This window comes from Pseudomonas sp. P8_241, assembly GCF_034008315.1.
Lineage (GTDB): Bacteria > Pseudomonadota > Gammaproteobacteria > Pseudomonadales > Pseudomonadaceae > Aquipseudomonas.
On the sequence record NZ_CP125377.1, the window covers coordinates 6,169,399 to 6,190,883 of the forward strand.

Consider the following 21,485-nt stretch of genomic DNA (forward strand, 5'->3'; position numbering starts at 1 on the left):
TGCTTTCTTACATGGAGCTTTTATGAAACTTCTTTCACCGCTGGCCCTGTTGACCCTTTGCAGCGTGCTGGCCACTCCGCTGATGGCGGATGAAGAAGCACCGGGGCTGACCGGATGCGCCGCCAAGAAGCAAGGCATCATCAACCAGATCGAACTGGCCAAATCCCACGCTAATCTCGACCAACAGGCCGGTCTGGAAAAGGCTCTGAGCGAAGTCGAGGCAAACTGCACGGACGCATCGCTGAAAAAAGAACGGGAAAACAAGGTGCTCGACGCCAAGCATGAAGTCAGCCAGCGTCAGGCCGATCTCGACAAGGCCATGAAAAAAGGCGATCCCGACAAGATCAACAAGCGCAAGGACAAGCTCGCCGAATCCCGCAAGGAATTGCAGGAAGCGCTGGATGAATTGGATAAGTAACCGCTCGGTTTGAGATTAAAAGATCGCAGCCTACGCAGGAGCTGACGAAGGCTGCGATCCTTTCCTGATTCAATGGTCCCGAAACGCCTTATGACATGCGCTGCAAGCATCTTCGACCTTCTGCACCGCCGGCCCCAGATTGCTGGCCTTGTAGGGCTGGACCTGGCTGGCAATCACCAATTCACCGGTGGCCGCCTCAAGGTCGCGGGCCATTCCCTGAAAGCGAGCCTGTTGCTCCCAGACATCGCTCGTGGCGCTGGTGTGATCTTCTTCGCGCACCTTCGGAAAATGTTTCCAGGGTTCATGGGACAAGGCATCAAGCTTCACCGCACCCTCGGCGAACTTCGGGCCGTCGAACGCAATACGCCCACGCAACATGCCCCCCAGATCTTCACCGGTCTTGAGCATCTGCTTGAAAATGGCCTTGCGTTGACCGAGCGGCGAGTTGGGGTCGACCCCGCCACAGGCGGACAGGGTCAGACAGACCAGCAATACAACAGAAAGTCTTTTAAGAGTCATGGTGGCTTCAGGTCACGGAAAACGGCGGCCAGTATCCTCGCCTGATCGGTAAAGACCAATAGCCCTATTATCAATACGGGTTGTTTGAGCGCATGGAGCACTCGGGCAACCGGCAAAGGAATCACTCCATGAACAGCCGTTTCAACACCTGGCGTCACAGCCTTGCCTGGACCCTTCCGATGGTGGCCGTGCTCGCAGGCTGCACCGGTGGAAGCGATGACAACAAACCGAAAACCCACGCCCTGGCCACGTACTCAAGCGCCACGTGGGAAGCACTCCCAGCGGTGTCCGACAGCGACCTCGTCGCCGGTTTCGGCTCATGGCGTAGCGCCTGCACGCGACTCAAGGCTGACGCTGTCTGGGGCGGCACCTGCGCCGCGGCTGCCAATGTGCCGCAAACCGCCAGCGACATTCGCGGCTTCCTCAAGCAGAACCTCGACGTCTACGGCCTGCGCGCCGCCAATGACAACCCGAACGGCCTGATCACCGGCTACTACGAGCCGGTCTACCCCGGCAGCCTGACCCAGACCGACGTGGCGAATGTCCCGGTGTATGGCGTGCCCGAAGACATGATCATCGTTTCCCTCGACAGCATTTATCCGGAATTGAAGGGCAAACGCCTGCGCGGCCGGCTCGAAGGCCGCGTGCTCAAGCCTTACGACGATGCAGCCACTATCGAGAGCAACGGGGTCAAGGCACCCGTCGTGGCCTGGCTGACCGACCCGATGAACCTGCAATTCCTGCAAATCCAGGGCTCGGGTCGCATCCAGCTCGATAGCGGGCGTCAATTGCGCATTGCTTATGCCGACCAGAACGGACACCCGTATCGCCCCATCGGACGTTGGCTGGTGGAGCAAGGCGAGCTGAAAAAGGAAGACGTGACCATGGGCGCCATCAGCACGTGGGCCAAGGCCAACCCGTCACGCATTCCTGAACTGCTCGGCAGCAACCCGAGCTACGTGTTTTTTACTCGCAACCCGGACAGCAACGAAGGTCCTCGCGGATCGCTGAACGTGCCACTGACTGCGGGCTATAGCGCAGCGGTGGATCGCAAGGTGATTCCGCTGGGGAGCCTGCTGTGGCTGTCTACCACCAAACCGGATGGCACGGCGCTGGTTCGCCCCGTGGCGGCACAGGACACCGGCGGTGCAATTGCCGGGGAGGTTCGAGCGGACCTGTTCTGGGGCACCGGCGAGGCGGCCGGGCAGTTGGCTGGGGACATGAAACAGCAAGGACAGATCTGGATGCTCTGGCCTAAAGGCGCGGCACTTCCGCAAGTGCCGCAGGTGGCTGACAAGCTCTAACAGCAAAAAGATCGCAGGCTGCGCCAGCTCCTACAGATGACTCGAAATCCAGTAGGGGCTGGCGCAGCCTGCGATCTTTTTGATCCAGCCTTTAAACAGAAACCACAAAGAAACTGATGATCAACCCCATCCCCACAAACCACATCAACGACCGCAACGTTGCCCAGTCCGCCAGATAGCAAATGATGTAAAGCAGTCGACTGGTAATGAACAATACCGCCAACACATTGATCGTCACCAACTCGGCATTGCCGGCCAGGTGCGCAACGATCACTGCGGCCGCGAACGCCGGAGTCACCTCAAAGCTGTTCAACTGCGCCGAATTCGCCCGCCTGCCCAAACCTTCCAGGGAGTCGAGAAAATCCCGAGGGTCATGGTTGTCTCTCAGCCTGTATCCGCCACTGACCTTCGCGACGCCCGTGCACAGGTAAGGCAGGAAGATCGCAATCAAAATGCACCACAGAGCAACCGTCATTACGCAGTCCCTTCTTCAAATTATAGAAAATCGCATCCATCAACGGTGATCAAAATTTCATCACCAATATGCCGATCAACACCAATCCACAGGCTAAGAGGCGCGGCCCGCCAAAAGGTTCTTTCAGATAACGCATACCGAACAGCACCACCAGAATCACACTGATCTCGCGCAGTGCCGCCGCTTCGGCAATCGATCCCAGCTGCATGGCCCACAGCACCAGAGCGTAGCTGAACAACACGCAGAATCCGACGGCCAGTCCCAACCGCCACTGCTCGCGCCAGAACAGCATGAACGCAGGTCGCTTGCGCACCCACGCCAGCAGCGGAAACGGCCAGGCACTGAGCAGGGTGACCCAGACCAGGTAATCCAATGGATGCGACCAGCGCCGCAGTGCCTGGCCATCGATGAAGGTGTAGCAGCCGATGCACAGACCGATCAACACCACCACCGGCAGCATCGACCACGGCAGACGCGCGCCACCACCGCCCTGCCAGAGCAGGCATAACATGCCGAAGGGAATCAGCAGGATTCCGAAAATCTGCTGATGGGTCAGCACTTCCCCGGCAAAGATCAGCGTCAAGGCCAGCACCACCAGCGGTGACAGGCCACGCATCAACGGGTAAACAAGCCCCAGATCCCCGACCCGATAAGCCTGGATCAGCAAATAGCGATAGAGCAGTTCGAACGCCGCCGACGCCAGTATCCAAGGCCAGATGTCCAGCGGCGGTAACGCCACGAAAGGCAGCATCAGAGCGACAAAAATCAGCGCCACGCTGTCCATGCAAGCCACTACCAGCAACCGCTCGGCACTGAACTTGATCAGGGTATTCCACGCTGCGTGCAACAGCGCCGCCACCAACACCAACGCCGTCGCAAGCACGGCCCACTCCTTTTATTGTCCCCCCCTTGTAGGAGCCGGCTTGCTGGCGAAGTGACCTTAAGAACGCCATCGCCAGCAAGCCGGCTCCTACAAGGGGGGGGAGAGAATTGATTCGCCATATGTCAGTGGCTGTTTATACTGCAACCGACCACGCCGCACTCAGTTGCGCACGACTAATTCCAATAAAAATCCTGCCCTGGCCGCTCTCGTCGAGAACGGACACCGGTCTGCGTATGCCTGATCACAGCGTCAAGACTACCGACAGAGACCTTGCGCATGCCACTTGCTTTGCTAGCCCTCGCCGTTGCCGCCTTCGGCATCGGCACCACCGAGTTCGTCATCATGGGCCTGCTGCCCGACGTTGCACGCGACCTTGCCGTGAGCATTCCTCATGCCGGCTTGCTGATCACCGGCTATGCCCTGGGCGTCGTGTTCGGCGCGCCGATCCTCGCGGTCGGCACCGCCAACATGCCGCGCAAGGCCACGCTGCTGGGCATGACTTTGATGTTCATCCTCGGCAACATGCTCTGCGCACTGGCACCGAATTACGCCACGCTGATGGCCGCGCGGGTGGTGACTGCGTTGTGTCACGGTGCATTCTTCGGCATCGGTTCGGTGGTGGCTGCAGGGCTGGTCGCACCAAACAAACGCGCCCAGGCGATTGCCATGATGTTCACCGGCCTGACCCTGGCCAACGTGCTCGGCGTGCCACTGGGCACGGCCCTTGGACAATACGCGGGCTGGCGTTCGACTTTCTGGGCCGTGTCGGTGATTGGCGTGATTGCCGCCATCGCGCAATGGCTCTGGCTGCCCAAAAACATTGCAATGGACAAAGCCAACCTCGCCAGCGAATTCAAGGTACTGGGCAAGGCCAACGTGCTGTTGGCGCTGGGCATGAGCGTACTGGCTTCGACCAGCCTGTTCAGCGTGTTCACCTACATCGCGCCGATTCTGCAGGACATCACCGGTGTCAGTCCCCACGGTGTGACCATCATGTTGCTGTTGTTCGGCGTAGGCCTGACCGCCGGCAGCATGCTCGGGGGGCGACTGGCCGACAGCCGTTTGTTGCCGTCACTGGTGGGGATGGCACTGGCGGTCGTCGTGGTATTGGCGGCCTTCAGCCAGACCAGCCATTCGGTGATCCCGGCCGCCATCACGTTGGTGTTGTGGGGAATTTTTGCTTTTGCCCTGTGCCCGATCCTGCAACTGCTGATCATCGATCAGGCCCACGAAGCGCCGAACCTGGGGTCGACCTTGAACCAGAGTGCGTTCAATCTCGGCAACGCGGCCGGCGCATGGATTGGCGGGCTGGTGGTCGCCAGTGGTGCCGATCTGGCGGATCTGCCGTGGACCGGCGCATTGGTCAGCGTGCTGACGGTACTGACCGCGCTGTTTTTTATCTACCGCCAGCGTCGGGCCGACGCCCCACTGAATGTGGCTGGCTGAGTGTCGTGATGTCTACTTTTTGAGCGACTGCGAATCAGGCGTCTGTGCTTGATTCGCAGGCGGTTTGGGCGGGCCGCTTTCGCTGCGAATCTGCGCATGGCTGATCAGCGCAAAGATGAAGCTGCCGCCGATGATGTTCCCCAGCAGCGTCGGTCCGGCAAACACCAGCCAGAAATCGCGCCATGGCAATTCCCCGGCAAACACCAGATAGGACACCTCCGCCGACCCCACCACAATATGCGTGAAATCCCCCAGCGCCATGAGATAGGTGATGAGGATGATGATCCACATCTTGGCGCTCTCCATGGACGGAATCATCCAGACCATGGTGGCAATCATCCAGCCGGAAACGATGCCCTTGGCGAACATCTGGCTGGCGTCGTTTTCCATGACCTTGCGGCCGATGTCGAGAAAGGCCACGTCGGTCTTGCTGTCGAAAATCGGCAGCTCCAGCATCACGTACGCCACCAGCAGGGTGCCGCAGAGATTGCCGACCAGCACCACCGTCCATAGACGCAACAAACGTCCGAAATTGGCCAGCGTCGGCTTGGTCATCACCGGCAGCACGGCGGTCAGGGTGTTTTCGGTGAACAATTGCTGACGAGCGAGGATCACCGCGAGAAAACCCGCGCAGTAGCCGAAACTCGCCACCACCTTGAACCCTTCGCCGTCCGGCAGACGCGAGTTGAGCAATCCCATGCCCATCAGCGACAGGCCCATGGTCAACCCCGCCGCCAGCGCCGACCACCACAACGCCGCAATGCTGCGCTCCAGTTCCTGATCGCCCTGGGTGCGAATGATCTCGTGCAATACCGCTGCACGGGGCGGCTGGTTCTTTTCGACTTCGTGCTCTTCTTGCGCCGAAAGATTCGGGGTCTTGCCTTTTTGTGCCGAGTTCATGAGCTGCGCAACCGGTGGCGGGTTATCTAGCTACGACACGCGGGGTTGGCCTTACGTTCTGTAGGAGCTGCCGAAGGCTGCGATCTTTTGATCTTGATTTTAAGCAGTCAGAGATGACGCCAGGATCAAAGTCGAAAGATCGCAGCCTGCGGCAGGTCCTACACGGCTCGCATTAAGAGCCGGTGTCGTCGTCCTGGAACTGGTCTTTGACGTACTTGATCTCCGTCCGGCCGTGCGGTGCGGGCAAGCCGTCTTCCCCGAGGTTGACGAAGACCATCTTCTCCACCGTCAGAATGCTTTTGCGGGTGATCTTGTTGCGCACTTCGCACGTCAGCGTGATCGAGGTGCGGCCGAACTCGGTGGCGGTGATGCCCAGCTCGATGATGTCGCCCTGGCGCGAGGCGCTGACGAAGTTGATTTCGGAAATGTACTTGGTGACCACGCGCTGGTTGCCCAACTGGACGATGGCATAAATCGCCGCTTCTTCATCGATCCAGCGCAGCAGACTGCCGCCGAACAAGGTGCCATTAGGGTTGAGGTCTTCGGGTTTTACCCATTTGCGGGTGTGGAAATTCATGTTCACTCCTGAGCGTCTTGCCGAATGATGGACGGTATCTTGGCAGAGCGCGGGCCAGAGCTCTATCACGCTTAAACTATGGGCTCGATTACCGTTCGGACATTGCCCAACAGAAACGCTTTGGAAGATCAGCATAGCCCGCTATAATCGCCCCCGTTTCAAAACGGTCATCTTCAATTGCTACCGTTTTCCCGCCACCTGTCCGAGGGGCGCTGCAGCAGGTTTGACCTGTCAGGCTCGGATGGGGCGTTGCCTGGCCTTGAGGCCGGACACTAAACGCACAACGGCGCCCATTCGCATACATTACGAATGGAGGCTCTTCATGAGCGCTGTCAACACGCCTGCAGATTTCAACGACTACAAAGTCGCCGACATGTCCCTGGCTGCCTGGGGCCGTCGCGAAACCATCATCGCTGAATCCGAAATGCCAGCCCTGATGGGTCTGCGCCGCAAGTACTCCGGCGAGCAGCCGCTCAAAGGCGCCAAGATCCTTGGCTGCATCCACATGACCATTCAGACTGCCGTGCTGATCGAAACCCTGGTTGCCCTGGGTGCCGAAGTACGCTGGTCGTCCTGCAACATTTTCTCGACTCAAGACCAGGCTGCAGCGTCCATCGCCGCTGCCGGCATCCCGGTTTTCGCCTGGAAAGGCGAGACCGAGCAAGAGTACGAGTGGTGCCTGGAACAAACCATCCTGAAGGATGGCCAGCCATGGGACGCCAACATGATCCTCGACGATGGCGGCGACCTGACCGAGCTGCTGCACAAGAAATACCCAGCCGTTCTGGACCGCGTTCACGGCGTGACCGAAGAAACCACCACCGGCGTTCACCGCCTGCTGGACATGCTGGCCAAGGGCGAGCTGAAGATCCCGGCCATCAACGTCAACGACTCGGTGACCAAGAGCAAGAACGACAACAAGTACGGCTGCCGTCACAGCCTGAACGACGCGATCAAGCGCGGCACCGACCACCTGCTGTCCGGCAAGCAAGCGCTGGTCATCGGTTACGGCGACGTGGGCAAGGGTTCCGCTCAGTCCCTGCGTCAGGAAGGCATGATCGTTAAAGTTTCCGAAGTCGATCCGATCTGCGCCATGCAAGCCTGCATGGACGGTTTCGAACTGGTTTCGCCGTTCATCGACGGTATCAACACCGGCACCGAAGCGAGCATCGACAAAGCACTGCTGGGCAAGATCGACCTGATCGTGACCACCACCGGCAACGTCAATGTTTGCGACTCGAACATGCTCAAAGCTCTGAAGAAACGTGCGGTTGTCTGCAACATCGGCCACTTCGACAACGAAATCGACACCGCTTTCATGCGCAAGAACTGGGCATGGGAAGAAGTGAAGCCACAGGTTCACAAGATCCACCGCACCGGCGCTGGCGATTTCGATCCGCAGAACGACGACTACCTGATCCTGCTGGCCGAAGGCCGTCTGGTTAACCTGGGCAACGCCACTGGCCACCCGAGCCGCATCATGGACGGCTCGTTCGCCAACCAGGTTCTGGCCCAGATCTTCCTGTTCGGCCAGAAGTACGCCGACCTGTCGCCAGCCCAGAAAGCCGAGCGTCTGACCGTTGAAGTACTGCCGAAGAAACTCGACGAAGAAGTGGCCCTGGAAATGGTCCGCGGTTTCGGCGGCGTCGTGACTCAACTGACCAAGACCCAGGCCGACTACATCGGCGTGACCGTTGAAGGTCCGTTCAAGCCGCACGCTTACCGCTACTGATTGGTTGATCGCGGTGTGCTGATACACCGCGTCGCCTGATTCGCCGGCAAGCCGGCTCCTACAAGGGACGGTCGTATGTGAGTAACGCGTACGACACAAATCCTGTAGGAGCCGGCTTGCTGGCGATTGCGGGCAAACCGGCTCACAGGCTTACGCGTTTTAAAGGGTATGACCATGTCCCAAGATCGTCGCTACAGCTTCGAGTTCTTCCCTACGAAGACCGATGCTGGGCATGAAAAGCTGCTCGCCACTGCTCGTCAGTTGGCTACCTACAATCCCGACTTCTTCTCCTGCACCTACGGCGCCGGCGGTTCGACCCGTGATCGCACGCTCAACACCGTGTTGCAGCTCGAAAGCGAAGTCAAAGTGCCGGCCGCGCCACATCTGTCTTGCGTAGGCGACAGCAAGGAAGACTTGCGCGGCCTGCTGGCCCAGTACAAATCAGCTGGCATCAAGCGCATCGTAGCGCTACGCGGTGACCTGCCTTCGGGCATGGGCATGGCCAGCGGTGAAATGCGCCACGCCAATGACCTGGTTGAATTCATTCGTGAAGAAACCGGCGATCATTTCCACATCGAAGTGGCCGCATATCCGGAGATGCATCCGCAAGCGCGCAATTTCGAAGACGATATCGCCAATTTCGTGCGCAAGTCCAACGCTGGCGCCGACAGTGCAATCACCCAGTACTTCTTCAACGCCGACAGTTACTTCTACTTCGTCGAGCGTGTACGGGCACTGGGCGTGAACATTCCGATCGTTCCGGGGATCATGCCGATCACCAACTACAGCAAGCTCGCGCGCTTCTCCGATGCCTGCGGTGCGGAAATCCCGCGCTGGATCCGCAAGCAACTGGAAGCCTTCGGCGACGACACCCAAAGCATTCAAGGCTTTGGTGAGCAAGTCATCACCGAGATGTGTGAACGCCTGCTGCAAGGCGGCGCTCCTGGCTTGCACTTCTACACATTGAACCAGGCTGAAGCGAGCCTGGCGGTGTGGAACAACCTGAAGTTGCCTCGCTAGAAAAGTCGTTCAAGCAAGATCAAAAGATCGCAGCCTGCGGCAGCTCCTACACGGGTTACACATCCCTGTGCAGGAACTGCCGAAGGTTGCGATCTTTTACTTTCAACGCACTTTTTTTGTGCAGTAATCCACGGAGTTAGAGCATCTGCGCTCGGTTTCTGGCTCTTTCCGATTTCTCGTCGTAATCTCAGCCCATGCCTTTGATCAAGCAGTTAATCGCCGTGCTTGCTTTCACTTGCCTGAGCTTCGCCGCTCGGGGCGAGAAGTTGCGTATTGTCACTGAACCGTGGGCACCTTACGTGTATGAGGACGGCGGCAAGGCTCTGGGTCTGGACTACGAAACCACCGCCATTGTGTTCAAGCGTCTGGGCATTGAAGTGGAATGGCAGTTCCTGCCGTGGAAACGCTGCCTGTCGATGCTGGAGTCCGGCCAGGCCGATGGCGCGCTGGACATTTTCCACAGCGACGAACGCGATGCGACCTTGCTCTACCCCAGCGAGCCCCTCTCTGACGTGCAGTTCGTAATGTTCTACGCCAACAACCGACCTCATCCGTTTCGCACGCTGGAAGATCTGCGCGGCCTGACTATCGGCACCTCGCCGGGCTACCTGTACAGCAAGGACTTCAGCGACTCGACGGTATTCACCCGCGAGCCGGCACCGAGCCACGAGGCCAACTTCGGCAAATTGGTTCGCGGCCGAATCGACCTGCTCATTACCGACCGCCGGGTTGGTCAACACTTGCTCGACGAGTTGAAAATCCGCGACAAGATCACCGAAAACCCGATGGTCATCAGCCAACAAAGCCAGTTCCTTGCCGTGCGCCGCAATGCCGGCATGGATTTGCTGGTTCAACGTTTCGGCGCAGAACTCAAACGTTTCAAGCGCGAACCCGCCTACGCCGAATTGAGCGCGCGCTATGGCGCGGAGCCGTCCGCCATCATGAAGAAAGAAAAAACCACCGCCGCCACAGAAAAAGCCGTTGAGCAGCATGAAAGCAGCGCGCAGTGATTGCTCTGTTATACTCCGGCCTTCCCGCCAGGCTCACGCCCGGACGCTCGGAATCGTTCAAGGCATCTATACCCCGCTACAGCGCAGCTTTGCAGCCCGCGCGAGCGCTCTAGACGAGCCTTCGTGACCGAAGCAGGACCGGACGGGATTGCGTTCCTCTTAAACGCTATTCGCGCCAGGCAAGACTCCCATTGGGCCAAGCCCTAACTTAGAACAGGATTACTCATGTCCTTTGCTTCCCTCGGTCTCTCCGAGGCTTTAGTCCGCGCCATCGAGGCAGCGGGCTATACCGAGCCTACTCCGGTGCAACAGCGGGCCATTCCCGCCGTGTTGCAAGGTCGCGACCTGATGGTCGCGGCACAGACAGGTACTGGTAAAACCGGCGGTTTCGCCCTTCCGATCCTGGAGCGGTTGTTCCCCAACGGTCATCCGGACAAATCCCAGCGTCACGGCCCGCGCCAACCGCGCGTACTGGTCCTGACCCCAACCCGCGAACTGGCGGCACAGGTGCATGAGAGCTTCAAGGTCTATGCCCGTGACCTCAAGTTCGTCAGCGCCTGCATCTTCGGTGGCGTCGGCATGAATCCGCAGGTTCAGGCCATGTCTCGTGGTGTCGACGTGCTGGTGGCCTGCCCTGGCCGTCTGCTCGATCTGGCCGGCCAAGGCAGCGTCGACCTGTCCCACGTGGAAATCCTCGTGCTGGACGAAGCCGACCGCATGCTCGACATGGGCTTCGTCCATGACGTGAAGAAGGTCCTGGCCCGTCTGCCGGCCAAGCGCCAGAACCTGCTGTTCTCGGCGACCTTCTCCAAGGACATCACCGACCTCGCCGGCAAGCTGTTGCACAACCCGGAACGCATCGAAGTCACGCCGCCGAACACCACGGTCGAGCGCATCGAACAGCGCGTATTCCGCCTGCCGGCCAGCCACAAGCGCGCCTTGCTGGCTCACCTGATTACCGCCGGCGCCTGGGAACAGGTGCTGGTGTTCACCCGCACCAAGCACGGCGCCAACCGCCTGGCCGAGTACCTGGACAAACACGGCCTGAGCGCCGTCGCCATCCACGGCAACAAGAGCCAGAACGCGCGCACCAAAGCCCTGGCCGATTTCAAGGCTGGCACCGTGCGCATCCTGGTCGCCACCGACATCGCCGCTCGCGGCCTCGATATCGACCAGTTGCCACACGTGGTCAACTTCGAACTGCCGAACGTCGATGAAGACTACGTGCACCGCATCGGCCGTACCGGCCGTGCCGGTCGTTCGGGCGAGGCGATTTCGCTGGTGGCGCCGGACGAAGAAAAACTGCTGAAAAGCATTGAACGCATGACCAAGCAGAAAATCGCCGACGGCGACCTGATGGGCTTCGATGCCAGCACCATTGAGGCTGAGAAGCCTGAAGTCCGCGAGCGTCCGGACATGCGCAACCCGCGCAATCCACGTGGCCCACGCGGCGACGGTCCGAACGGCGGTGGTGGCGGCGGCGGTCGCAAGGACAAAGGCAAGGACAAGGGCAAGGAAAAACCGGCAGGCGAGCGCGGCGAACGTCCGGCCCGTCAGCAAAAGCCACGTGAAGGCACTCCGGCTCGCGAACAGCGTCCGTCGCAGCCGCCACGCGCCGCCGCAGATCGTGCGCCGGACGAGTTCCTGGACGACGATATCGATAACTTCGGCAATCGCGTCGACTACGTGCCGCAGCAAAAACCTGCTCAAGGCCGTGGCCGCCGTCCAGGTGCTCCGGCACAAGGCACTGCGGCAGGTTCGGGGGCTCCGCGCTCCGGCAAGCCACAGGGCGGTCGCTCGAACGCTCCACGCAACAGCGACGGTGCCAGCACCGGTACGCCGCCAGCCAAGCGCAGCGGTCCACGCAGCGGTGCGCCGCGTGACGGTCAGGCCCGTCGTGAAGACTCGCGCAATCGCCGCCCGGCCCGTGACGATCAACCGCGTTCGGAACCGGCTGTGCAAAATCCGCGTGGCCCTGCGCCGAAGATCATGCACAAGGAGTCGAAGGCTGATCGCTTCCCGACACCTGAGCAGCTGGATCAACTGCCAAGCCGTCCTCGCGGCGAAAAACCGGCATTGCTGACCCGCAATCGCTGAGTTATCGCTGAAATAAAAAATGCCCCGGCTCGGGAGAGTCGGGGCATTTTTTATGGCGAAAAACCTGTAGGAGCCAGCTTGCTGGCGATGGGGGCGACTCGGTTTTGCTGTGTTGCGAAAGACGCTATCGCCAGCAAGCCGGCTCCTACGGGCTCAGCATTACTTCGCTTTCACACCTTCAAACGTCACGTACATTTCAACGGCATCGGACGATGGGCCCAGGTCTTTCTGCTTGCCGAAATCGGAGCGCTTGAGGCTGAAGGTACCCTCGAAGCCTGCACGGTAGCCGCCCCATGGATCCTTGCCTTCACCCAGGAAAGTGGCCTTGACCACGATTGGCTTGGTTACGCCGAGGATGGTCAGGTCGCCCGCTACGTCAGCTGTGTCCTTGCCAGCGGCGTTTTTACCGGTGGATTTGACGCTGGTGGAAACGAACGTAGCTTTGCTGCCATTCAGGAAGTCTTTGCTGGAGATGTGCTTGTCGCGCTCGGCGTTGTTGGTGAACACGCTGGCGGTGTTCACGTTGAACTCGATCTTGCTGTCTTCAGGCTTGGCTGCGTCGAAGCTGAACTTGCCGTCGATGTCCTTGAATGTCCCGGTGATGTAGCTGTAGCCCAGGTGGCTGATCTTGAAGTCAACGAAGGCGTGCTGGCCTTCCTTGTCGACGACATAGTCAGCAGCCATTGCGTTACCGGCGGACAACAGGGCCGAACCGATTGCCAGAGCGGCCAGAGTCTTTTTCAACATGCTTTGTTTTCCTTTGGAGTCGAGGTTGAACTTCAGGCTTTGCGACCCAGCATTCGCTTGAGGGTCACATCACGATCGATAAAGTGGTGTTTCAATGCTGCCAACGCATGGAGGCCGGAAAAAATTACCAGCGCCCATGCCAGGTACAGATGAATCACGCCAGCAGTGTCTGCCTGGTCCGGCAGTCCGGAGACCAGCGCAGGGACTTCAAACAAGCCAAACACCGGGATCCCGACACCTTCTGCGGTGGAAATCAGGTAACCGGCAATCATCACAGCGAACAGACTGAGATACAGAAAGCCATGGCCGAACCTGGCGCCAAGGCGCGTCGTGCGGCTGTAGCTGGACAAGGTCGGCGGCGGCGGGCTGATGAAGCGCCACAGTACGCGCAACACCATCACACCCAACAACACCAGGCCGATGCTCTTGTGCAGGTCCGGTGCATCTTTGCGCCAGGTGCTGTAGTAGTCGAGGCCGACCATCCACAGCCCCAGGGCGAACAAACCGAACACCGCCAGCGCTACACCCCAATGCATGAAGATGCTGACCCAACCGTAACGGGAAGTAGAGTTTCGTAGCTGCATTGCCCAAATCCTGTGAGAACTGCGACCAAGACTAAAGATTTATCTATCGAATTAAAGCCGAAAATTTCGCTTTGAAATATCGAGAAATACGATCAAGAGTCTGAAACAGGTGAGTTAAGGAAAGATTAAAGGCGAAATTGTGGCGGGGTGTGAATGAACTGCTTATAAAAAATCGTCGCCTGAACCGGTCTGATCGCGGGCAAGCCTGCTCATACAGGGTTTGCGCTGATCCTTGTGGGACGGGGCTTGCCCGCGAAAGCGATGGTCCAGGCAAAAAAAAGCGCGGCCCATGAGCCGCGCTTCTGTTCATCACGAAGTCTTGTTAAGCCTTCGCTTGCGTCGTAGCCGCTGGTTTGGTCGCCGGTGTCTTGGCCGAATCGGTTTTTTTCACCGGTGTCTTGGCCGGGGCTTTTTTCGCCTCGGTTTTCTTCGCAGGTGCTTTGGCCGGTGCTTTCTTCGCCGGCTCGGTTTTCACCGGGGCCACAGGCTTCGGCGCTTCAACCGGGACCGGTGCAGCTGCAGGGGCTGGAACTGGCGCCGGAGCTGGCGGTGCGACAGGCTCAGGTGCCTTGACCGGCTCTGGCTTCTTCTCGTCATCCGAACCGCCGAACAGGTTGCTGAAGAAGTTGCCCTTCTTCGCGGCAACCGCGCCAGCGCCTACCGCCGCTGCGGTGGCCGGAACCAGTTTTTCCGCTTCGAACGACTTGCCAGCGGCCATGTCTTCAACCTGAGCGGCCGCACGCTGACCGGTGCGCAACGCACCTTCCAGGGTGCCTGGGTACAGGGTGTCAGTGTGTTCGCCAGCAAAGGCTACGCGCTGGATCGGACGTTCCCACAGGCGCCAGAATTTGCTGATCTGGCCTGGGCCGAACGCCAGGTAAGCGCCACCCATCGAAGGGTCGGTACTGTAGCGACGGATTTCATAGCCGGTGAACGAGCCGCGCGCCTGTGGATAAAACGCGTGCAGACGAATCAGCACCTGGTCGACCATTTGCTTGTCGCCGAACGCCTGCATCACTCGCGCATTGTCGCCGGACAGGTTGATCACCACGTTGGCGCCGCCCTTCAGGGCTGGCTCGATCCACAGCATGCCCAGACCGGCGTTGCTGTAAATCTCACCGGACATGCGCGCTTTAGGCTCCCACACCGGCGTCTTGAACTTCAGCATGATCTGGTCGCGCCAGCCGTAGTTGGTGCCTTTGATCGCTGCCAGGTGCTGGGCGTCCAGTGAAGGGGTCATCTGGATCTTGTTCAGGGCGCGCAATGGCACGGCCAGAACCACGTAATCCGCCTGATAACCGACGCTGCCGACCTTGACGGTCACGCCGTCCTTGTCCTGGACGATGGCCGAGACGGGCGAGCTGGTCTTGATGGTTTTCAGCTGCTTGACGAAGGCCTGGGCCAGTACCGGGCTGCCACCGAGCAGACGCGAAGCGCGCAGGTCGCGGTCGGACACGCCACGGTAAACGCGGCTCTGCTGGGCGAAATACAGCAGCGAGATCCGCGACGGTTCGTCATAACGGGTACGAATCTGTTGGTTTACCAGCTGACGGGCAGTGGCCGGCAGATTCAGGCGATCCAGCCAGTTGGACACGTTGATCTGGTCCAGGGCGTGCAGGGTGCTGTTGGCCGACGGGTTCTGCGGGTCGTCGATCGAGCGCGCCAGATCGTCCACGGTCTTTTCGTAGCGCTTGAGCGCCTCGGCGGTGGCCGGTTGCTTGGTCGCCAGGTCGGCGGCGGAGAAATACTCGCCGTCGATCAGGTAGCTCGGAGTCCGCACGAATTCAGGCGCCGGCGTGGTGCTCAGCTTGAAGGTCGACACGTATTTGTTCAGCACTGGCTGGGCCTTGTCGTTGCCGATCCACTCACTGGTGGCCATGCCGGAGCGACCGCCCGGGCTCGACTTGGCTTCCAGCAGGGTGACCTGCCAGCCCTTGTTTTGCAGCTCGTATGCCGCCGTGAGGCCCGAGACCCCGCCGCCGATCACGATTGCGGTTTTATCCTTGGCCAGCGCAGACACGCTGAACAGCCCCAACATCACCAGCGCACAGGCGCGCAGCCAACCGACAGACATTCAGCGAACTCCGGAAATACACGAGGAAAACAGCGGTTTTTTTTGCAGCCAGACGGCTCAAGAACCGCGAAGAATACGTCAGCCATCAAAACGCCGCCAGCGACGTCTATCGACCTATACAAAGTAGCTCAATCGACACAATGGGTTGTCCCCGTGGCACGCATTGCATAGGCTTGCGCGATTGTAGGTCCGCGCTTGTCTCGGACCGCCTCCAGGAGAGTGAAAATGGGCCTGAATAATCAGTGGATGCAACGCGACCTCGCGGTGTTGTGGCATCCCTGCACCCAGATGAAAGATCACGAACAACTGCCGCTGATCCCGATCAAGCGCGGTGAAGGCGTCTGGCTCGAAGATTTCGAAGGCAAGCGCTACCTCGATGCGGTCAGCTCCTGGTGGGTCAATGTGTTCGGTCACGCCAATCCGCGGATCAACCAGCGCATCAAGGATCAGGTCGATCAGCTGGAGCACGTGATCCTCGCCGGCTTCAGCCATCAACCGGTGATCGAGCTGTCAGAGCGTCTGGTGAAGATGACACCGGAAGGCCTGACCCGGTGCTTCTACGCCGACAACGGCTCGTCCTGCATCGAAGTGGCACTGAAAATGAGCTTTCATTACTGGCTCAACCGCGGCCAGACGAACAAGAAGCGCTTCGTCACTCTGACCAACAGCTACCACGGCGAAACCATGGCCGCGATGTCGGTGGGCGACGTGCCGCTGTTCACCGAGACCTATAAAGCGCTGTTGATGGACACCATCAAGGTGCCGAGCCCGGACTGCTACCTGCGTCCCGAAGGCATGAGCTGGGAAGAGCACTCGCGCAACATGTTCGCCGCCATGGAACAGACCCTGGCCGAAAACCACGACACGGTCGCGGCGGTGATCGTCGAGCCGCTGATCCAGGGCGCCGGCGGCATGCGCATGTACCACCCGGTGTACCTCAAGCTGCTGCGCGAAGCCTGCGACCGCTATGGCGTGCACCTGATTCACGACGAAATCGCCGTCGGCTTCGGCCGCACCGGGACGATGTTCGCCTGCGAGCAGGCCGGCATCCGCCCGGACTTCCTGTGCCTGTCCAAAGCCCTGACCGGCGGCTATCTGCCGCTGGCGGCGTGCATAACCACCGACGAGGTCTACAGCGCGTTCTACGACGACTACCCGACCTTGCGCGCCTTCCTGCATTCCCACAGCTACACCGGCAACCCGTTGGCGTGTGCGGCAGCCTTGGCGACGCTGGATATCTTCGAAGAAGACAACGTCATCGAGAACAACAAGGCGTTGGCCCAGCGCATGGCCTCGTCCACTGCGCATCTGGTCGATCACCCGAACGTCAGCGAAGTGCGCCAGACCGGCATGGTGCTGGCCATCGAGATGGTCAAGGACAAGGCGAGCAAAGAAGCCTATCCGTGGCAGGAGCGTCGCGGCCTGAAGGTGTTCCAGCACGCGCTGGAGCGCGGTGCTTTACTGCGTCCGTTGGGCAGTGTGGTGTATTTCCTGCCGCCGTATGTGATCACCCCGGAGCAGATTGACTTCCTCGCCAAAGTGGCCACTGAAGGCATCGACATCGCGACCCGCGAAAGCGTCAGCGTGGCGGTGCCGAAGGACTTTCATCCGGGGTTCCGTGATCCGGGCTGATTGATTTCAACCGTAATCCTGTTGGATCTGGTAGACCGTTTTCGCTGGCAAGCCAGCTCCTACAAGGATTTGTATGTTCCACAAACTTTGTGTGCGGCACCTAACCTGTAGGAACTGGCTTGCCAGCTATAAGGTCGGTACGACCTTCAGATGATTTGTATCTTTTTCAGAGACCCAGCATGAGACTGTCCCGCTTCTTTATCGACGCCCCCCTGAGCATCGGCGAGCACGAACTGCCGGAGGCTCAGGCCCATTACATCAGCCGTGTGCTACGCATGGCCGAGGGTGATGCGCTGCAACTGTTCGACGGCTCAGGCCAGGAGTTTCGCGCCACGCTGGTCGACGTCGGCAAAAAACGCGTGGTGGTACAGATCGATGAAAATTTCGCCGGGCAGATCGAGTCGCCGCTGCAAATCCATCTCGGCCAGGGCCTGTCCCGGGGCGAACGCATGGACTGGGCGATTCAGAAGGCCACGGAGTTGGGCGTCACTGAAATCACCCCGATCTTCACCGAACGCTGCGAAGTCCGGCTCAAGGATGAACGCGCCGACAAACGCTTGCTGCACTGGCGTCAGGTGGCAATCAGCGCCTGCGAGCAATGCGGTCGCTCCACAGTGCCGGTGATCCATCCGCCGCTGCTGTTGGCCGACTGGTTGAAACAGACTGAAGCCGAATTGAAATTGGTGCTGCATCCGGTCGCCGAGCCATTGGTCAGTCACGCCAAGCCTGCGACCCTGGCATTTCTGATCGGGCCGGAAGGTGGATTGTCGGATGCTGAAGTGGATCAGGCCAAGGGCGCCGGCTTCCATGCTGCCCGCCTCGGCCCTCGGGTATTGCGTACCGAGACTGCGCCGGTGGTGGCATTGGCGGTGGCCCAGCAGCTTTGGGGTGACTTCTAGGGCCCTTTCGCTGGCAAGCCAGCTCCTACGAAGATCAAAGGCATCTGTAGGAGCCGGCTTGCTGGCGAAGACCGCGACGCGGTCTAGAGGACATAAAAGAAAATCGCCACAAAGTGCAGCAAACTCCCCGCGATCACGAACAGATGCCAGATCCCGTGGGCATGCCGCAAGCGATGGTCCAGGGCAAAAAAGATAATGCCCACGGTGTAGAAAATCCCGCCCGCCGCCAGCCAGGCAAACCCTGCTATACCCAATGCAGCCAACAGCGGCTTGACCGCCACCAGCACGATCCAACCCATCACCGCGTAAATCACGATCGACAGGACGCGGGCTTCCGAGCGCGGTTTGATCTCTTGCAGGATGCCGATCAACGCCAGCCCCCAGACAATCCCGAACAACGTCCAGCCCCACGGCCCGCGCAAGCTCACCAGGCAGAATGGCGTGTAGCTGCCGGCGATCAACAGGTAGATCGAAAAGTGATCGACCTTCTGCATGATCGTTTTTTTGCGCCCGCGAACGCTGTGGTAAACGGTCGAAGCGCTGTAGAGCGACATCAAGGTAAATCCGTAGATCGCCACGCTGACGATCTTCCATGGACTGCCGTCGAGGCTGGCGATCACCAGCATCCACACCACGCCGACCGTCGCCGCGACCGCTCCCACCAAGTGCGTCCAGGCGTTCAGTCTTTCCCCGTGATACATAGGTTGCTCACCTCGCAATTCATTGCCGCAGAACGCAAGGCTCAGGCCTGAAGCGTAAAAGCGCAATGTTTCAGAACACAAATCCCCCTGTAGGAGCCGGCTTGCCGGCGATGGGGCCATGGTATTTTGCGCTGCTTTGAAGATTGCTATCGCCGGCAAGCCAGCGCCTACAAAGGCCTGCGTGGGCTTATGGAATTAGGCACAATCGAGGCATTCGAATAAGAGCCACGCCCCATGCTGATCGATGAAGAGTTGACCCTGAAAAAGCTTGAGGTATTCCTGGCCTTCATGCGCACCGGCAACCTGGCGCGGGCCGCTGCCGAATTGCAGACCAGCAACGTCAGCGTGCATCGGGCGATCCATTCCCTGGAAAGCGCTCTGCGGTGCCCGTTGTTCAAGCACGAAGGCCGCAACCTGACACCGCTGGAAAGCGCTTATGTGCTGGAGGAGCGGGCGCAGAAGCTGATTCAGGATGTCGTCGAAAGCGTGCGCCTGACTCGCGAAGCCGCCGGGTTCTCCGCCGAACGGTTCAAACTCGGCTCACTGTATTCACTGACAGTGAAGACAGTGCCGCAGCTGATCATGGGTTTGAAGATCCGCCGTAGCGAACTCAATATCGACCTGATTCTGGGCTCCAATTTCGACCTGCTCTACAAGCTGAAGAACATGGAAGTCGATGCGATCCTGGTGTCGCTGGACGACAGTGTCAACGATCCGGATTGCGAGCAGATCCCGCTGTTTTCCGACGACATCTTCCTCGCCACACCCGCCGACTCCAAGTTTGCCCAACGAACCGAAGTCGACCTGGCCGAGGTTCGCGCCGAAACCTTCATCACCCTGACCCAGGGCTTCGCCACCCATCAGGACGGCAAGCGGGTATTCGAGCAGGCAGGGTTCGAACCGAAGGTGGCGATGCAGGTCAACGACATCTTCACCCTGCTGAGCATGGTCAGTTCGGGCGTCGGTTATGCGTTGCTGCCAGGAAGGATCGCGGCGGTGTACGAGAACCGTGTGAAGCTGATCCCATTGCAGGAAAAGTACCGGTTGCAGCAGCACATTGGCGTGGTGTTCCTGAAAGCCAAGGAGCGTGATCCGAATCTGCTGGCGTTGCTGGCGGAATGTCGGATGTATGCCAATCGGCAGGCTTGAAACCGTGTTGCCCCCATCGCCGGCAAGCCGGCTCCTTCAAAGACTGCGTAAATCCTGTAGGAGCCGGCTTGCCGGCGATGGCGTCAGACCAGGCAATACAACTCGCGGTTTAGCCGACAATCCCGCGAACGATGAAGAACAACAACGAAGGCCCGAGCAAACAGCCAAGCCCGGTGTGAAAGGTCGCGGTCAACGCGCCATAAGGCACCAGGCGCCGATCCGTCGCCGCCAATCCGGCGGTCACGCCACTGACCGTCCCGGCCAGCCCACCGAACACCATCGCCGAGCGCGGGTTATCCAGGCCCATCCAGCGCGCCGCCATCGGCGTGCCGACCATCACCAGAATCGCCTTGATCAGACCGGTGGCAATCGACAGCGCCACCACATCGGAACTGGCGCCAATGGCCGCGCCGGTCACTGGCCCGACAATGTAGGTCACCGCACCGGCACCAATGGTGGTCATGCTCACCGCGTCGCGGTAACCGAAAACCCAGGCCAGGCAAGCACCGACAATAAACGGTAACACTGTGCCCAACAGCAGCGCGATCACACCGATCAAACCGGCCTTTTTCGCCTCCGTGGCCTGCACTTCAAATGCCGTGGCGACGATGGCGAAGTCCCGCAGCATGGCACCGCCCATCAACCCGATGCCGGAAAACAGCGTCAGGTCCGCCAGGCCTTTTTGCCCCCCGGTCATTGTGCCGCCGACCCAAGCCAGCACCAGGCCGATGACGATGGCAATCGCCGAGCCGTGGATGCGCCCGAAGGTCAGACGTTTGGAAATCAGCACTGACACCCACATGATCACGCCGACAAAGGCGAATGCGGTGACCAGACCGTTGTGTTCCAGACCGCTCTTGATGAGATCCCACATATCAGCGACCTCCTGCCGGTGCGCCAACCGGCGTTACATCCACCGGTTCATCGGGCAAGGGTTCGCCTTTGTGGGTCCGGCTGATCAGGGCAATGGTGCAGCCGCAGATCACTACCGAACCGATCGCCGCCAACACCGCCACCGGACCGCCATGCAGTGCCGTGACCACGTTTTGCTGCGCCGCCATCGCCACCACCACCGGGATGTACATCGCGCCCCAGAAGCCGACGCCCAGTTCGCAATCCTTGGTCATGCCGCCGTGGCGGTGCATCCACAACCGTGCGCAGATCAGCAGGATCATCGCGATCCCGACGCCGCCGACGTTTGACTTCACGCCTAGCAAAACACCGAGCATGTCACCCATGATCACCCCTGCCAGCGTACAGATCGCCAACAGCGCCACACCGTAAATAATCATTGTCGTAGTCCTCAAAGTGCATTTCG

21 protein-coding genes and 1 riboswitch are annotated in these 21,485 nt (G+C 59.7%); of the genes, 10 read left to right on the forward strand and 11 right to left on the reverse strand.

What is annotated here, in order from left to right; genetic code table 11:
* Window positions 1-22: 22 nt before the first annotated feature.
* The gene (locus tag QMK58_RS27755) at window positions 23-418 is read left to right on the forward strand and encodes a DUF1090 domain-containing protein (protein ID WP_053163174.1); all 396 of its coding nucleotides are present in this window, start codon (window positions 23-25) and stop codon (window positions 416-418) included.
* A 69-nt stretch (window positions 419-487) separates the two neighbouring features.
* Here QMK58_RS27755 and QMK58_RS27760 read toward each other — a convergent pair whose 3' ends face one another.
* The gene (locus tag QMK58_RS27760; RefSeq protein ID WP_053163177.1) at window positions 488-937 is read right to left on the reverse strand and encodes a c-type cytochrome; all 450 of its coding nucleotides are present in this window, start codon (window positions 935-937) and stop codon (window positions 488-490) included.
* 128 nt (window positions 938-1,065) lie between these two features.
* Here QMK58_RS27760 and QMK58_RS27765 point away from each other — a divergent pair, with 128 nt between their 5' ends.
* Window positions 1,066-2,241, forward strand: a complete 1,176-nt coding sequence (locus QMK58_RS27765; RefSeq protein ID WP_320395679.1) for a murein transglycosylase A — start codon at window positions 1,066-1,068, stop codon at window positions 2,239-2,241.
* Window positions 2,242-2,332: 91 nt separating this feature from the next.
* Here the strand turns inward: QMK58_RS27765 and QMK58_RS27770 are convergent, their stop codons facing one another.
* Complete coding sequence (locus QMK58_RS27770; protein ID WP_053163183.1) at window positions 2,333-2,716, reverse strand: MAPEG family protein; 384 nt, start codon at window positions 2,714-2,716, stop codon at window positions 2,333-2,335.
* A 49-nt stretch (window positions 2,717-2,765) separates the two neighbouring features.
* Window positions 2,766-3,599, reverse strand: coding sequence for an EamA family transporter (locus tag QMK58_RS27775; RefSeq protein WP_053163187.1), 834 nt, complete (start codon window positions 3,597-3,599; stop codon window positions 2,766-2,768).
* 276 nt (window positions 3,600-3,875) lie between these two features.
* Between QMK58_RS27775 and QMK58_RS27780 the strand changes: the two genes are divergently transcribed.
* Entirely contained in the window at window positions 3,876-5,045 is a 1,170-nt protein-coding gene (locus QMK58_RS27780; RefSeq protein WP_320395680.1) for an MFS transporter, read from the forward strand.
* 12 nt (window positions 5,046-5,057) lie between these two features.
* Here QMK58_RS27780 and QMK58_RS27785 read toward each other — a convergent pair whose 3' ends face one another.
* On the reverse strand, window positions 5,058-5,945 hold the full coding sequence (locus QMK58_RS27785; protein ID WP_053163195.1) for a formate/nitrite transporter family protein: 888 nt from the start codon (window positions 5,943-5,945) through the stop codon (window positions 5,058-5,060).
* Window positions 5,946-6,117: 172 nt separating this feature from the next.
* A complete protein-coding gene (locus QMK58_RS27790) occupies window positions 6,118-6,522 on the reverse strand; it encodes an acyl-CoA thioesterase (protein ID WP_053163198.1) in 405 nt (134 codons plus the stop codon).
* 198 nt (window positions 6,523-6,720) lie between these two features.
* A riboswitch (S-adenosyl-L-homocysteine riboswitch) is annotated at window positions 6,721-6,821 on the forward strand.
* A 23-nt stretch (window positions 6,822-6,844) separates the two neighbouring features.
* On the opposite strand from QMK58_RS27790, the gene ahcY reads away from it, so the two are divergent.
* The 4 genes from ahcY to QMK58_RS27810 all read left to right on the forward strand — a co-directional run bounded on the left by ahcY (window position 6,845) and on the right by QMK58_RS27810 (window position 12,381).
* Window positions 6,845-8,254, forward strand: coding sequence for an adenosylhomocysteinase (gene ahcY / locus QMK58_RS27795; RefSeq protein WP_053163201.1), 1,410 nt, complete (start codon window positions 6,845-6,847; stop codon window positions 8,252-8,254).
* 174 nt (window positions 8,255-8,428) lie between these two features.
* Window positions 8,429-9,274, forward strand: a complete 846-nt coding sequence (gene metF / locus QMK58_RS27800) for a methylenetetrahydrofolate reductase [NAD(P)H] (RefSeq protein WP_320395681.1) — start codon at window positions 8,429-8,431, stop codon at window positions 9,272-9,274.
* Between the two features lie 194 nt (window positions 9,275-9,468).
* Window positions 9,469-10,284, forward strand: a complete 816-nt coding sequence (locus QMK58_RS27805; protein ID WP_053163207.1) for a substrate-binding periplasmic protein — start codon at window positions 9,469-9,471, stop codon at window positions 10,282-10,284.
* Between the two features lie 225 nt (window positions 10,285-10,509).
* Window positions 10,510-12,381: a DEAD/DEAH box helicase gene (locus QMK58_RS27810; protein WP_053163209.1), complete on the forward strand. Its 1,872-nt coding sequence runs from the start codon at window positions 10,510-10,512 to the stop codon at window positions 12,379-12,381.
* 159 nt (window positions 12,382-12,540) lie between these two features.
* On the opposite strand, the gene QMK58_RS27815 is transcribed toward QMK58_RS27810, so the two are convergent.
* From QMK58_RS27815 to QMK58_RS27825, 3 genes are all read right to left on the reverse strand, one after another.
* The gene (locus QMK58_RS27815) at window positions 12,541-13,128 is read right to left on the reverse strand and encodes a YceI family protein (protein ID WP_053163213.1); all 588 of its coding nucleotides are present in this window, start codon (window positions 13,126-13,128) and stop codon (window positions 12,541-12,543) included.
* A gap of 32 nt (window positions 13,129-13,160) precedes the next feature.
* A complete protein-coding gene (locus tag QMK58_RS27820; RefSeq protein WP_053163216.1) occupies window positions 13,161-13,712 on the reverse strand; it encodes a cytochrome b in 552 nt (183 codons plus the stop codon).
* A 322-nt stretch (window positions 13,713-14,034) separates the two neighbouring features.
* Window positions 14,035-15,786, reverse strand: a complete 1,752-nt coding sequence (locus tag QMK58_RS27825; RefSeq protein ID WP_053163218.1) for a flavin monoamine oxidase family protein — start codon at window positions 15,784-15,786, stop codon at window positions 14,035-14,037.
* A 225-nt stretch (window positions 15,787-16,011) separates the two neighbouring features.
* Here QMK58_RS27825 and QMK58_RS27830 point away from each other — a divergent pair, with 225 nt between their 5' ends.
* Together QMK58_RS27830 and QMK58_RS27835 are read left to right on the forward strand one after the other, a co-directional pair.
* Window positions 16,012-17,418 carry an adenosylmethionine--8-amino-7-oxononanoate transaminase gene (locus QMK58_RS27830; RefSeq protein WP_053163221.1) on the forward strand — a complete coding sequence of 469 codons (1,407 nt, stop codon included), beginning with the start codon at window positions 16,012-16,014 and terminating at the stop codon, window positions 17,416-17,418.
* A 179-nt stretch (window positions 17,419-17,597) separates the two neighbouring features.
* A complete protein-coding gene (locus QMK58_RS27835; protein ID WP_053163224.1) occupies window positions 17,598-18,317 on the forward strand; it encodes a 16S rRNA (uracil(1498)-N(3))-methyltransferase in 720 nt (239 codons plus the stop codon).
* Window positions 18,318-18,400: 83 nt separating this feature from the next.
* On the opposite strand, the gene trhA is transcribed toward QMK58_RS27835, so the two are convergent.
* A complete protein-coding gene (gene trhA, locus QMK58_RS27840; protein WP_053163227.1) occupies window positions 18,401-19,018 on the reverse strand; it encodes a PAQR family membrane homeostasis protein TrhA in 618 nt (205 codons plus the stop codon).
* Window positions 19,019-19,252: 234 nt separating this feature from the next.
* On the opposite strand from trhA, the gene QMK58_RS27845 reads away from it, so the two are divergent.
* Window positions 19,253-20,167, forward strand: a complete 915-nt coding sequence (locus tag QMK58_RS27845; protein ID WP_053163230.1) for a LysR substrate-binding domain-containing protein — start codon at window positions 19,253-19,255, stop codon at window positions 20,165-20,167.
* Window positions 20,168-20,276: 109 nt separating this feature from the next.
* Here QMK58_RS27845 and madM read toward each other — a convergent pair whose 3' ends face one another.
* Together madM and madL are read right to left on the reverse strand one after the other, a co-directional pair.
* A complete protein-coding gene (madM, locus tag QMK58_RS27850) occupies window positions 20,277-21,041 on the reverse strand; it encodes a malonate transporter subunit MadM (RefSeq protein ID WP_053163234.1) in 765 nt (254 codons plus the stop codon).
* Window position 21,042: 1 nt separating this feature from the next.
* Window positions 21,043-21,459: a malonate transporter subunit MadL gene (gene madL, locus QMK58_RS27855; protein ID WP_053163237.1), complete on the reverse strand. Its 417-nt coding sequence runs from the start codon at window positions 21,457-21,459 to the stop codon at window positions 21,043-21,045.
* Window positions 21,460-21,485 lie beyond the last annotated feature (26 nt).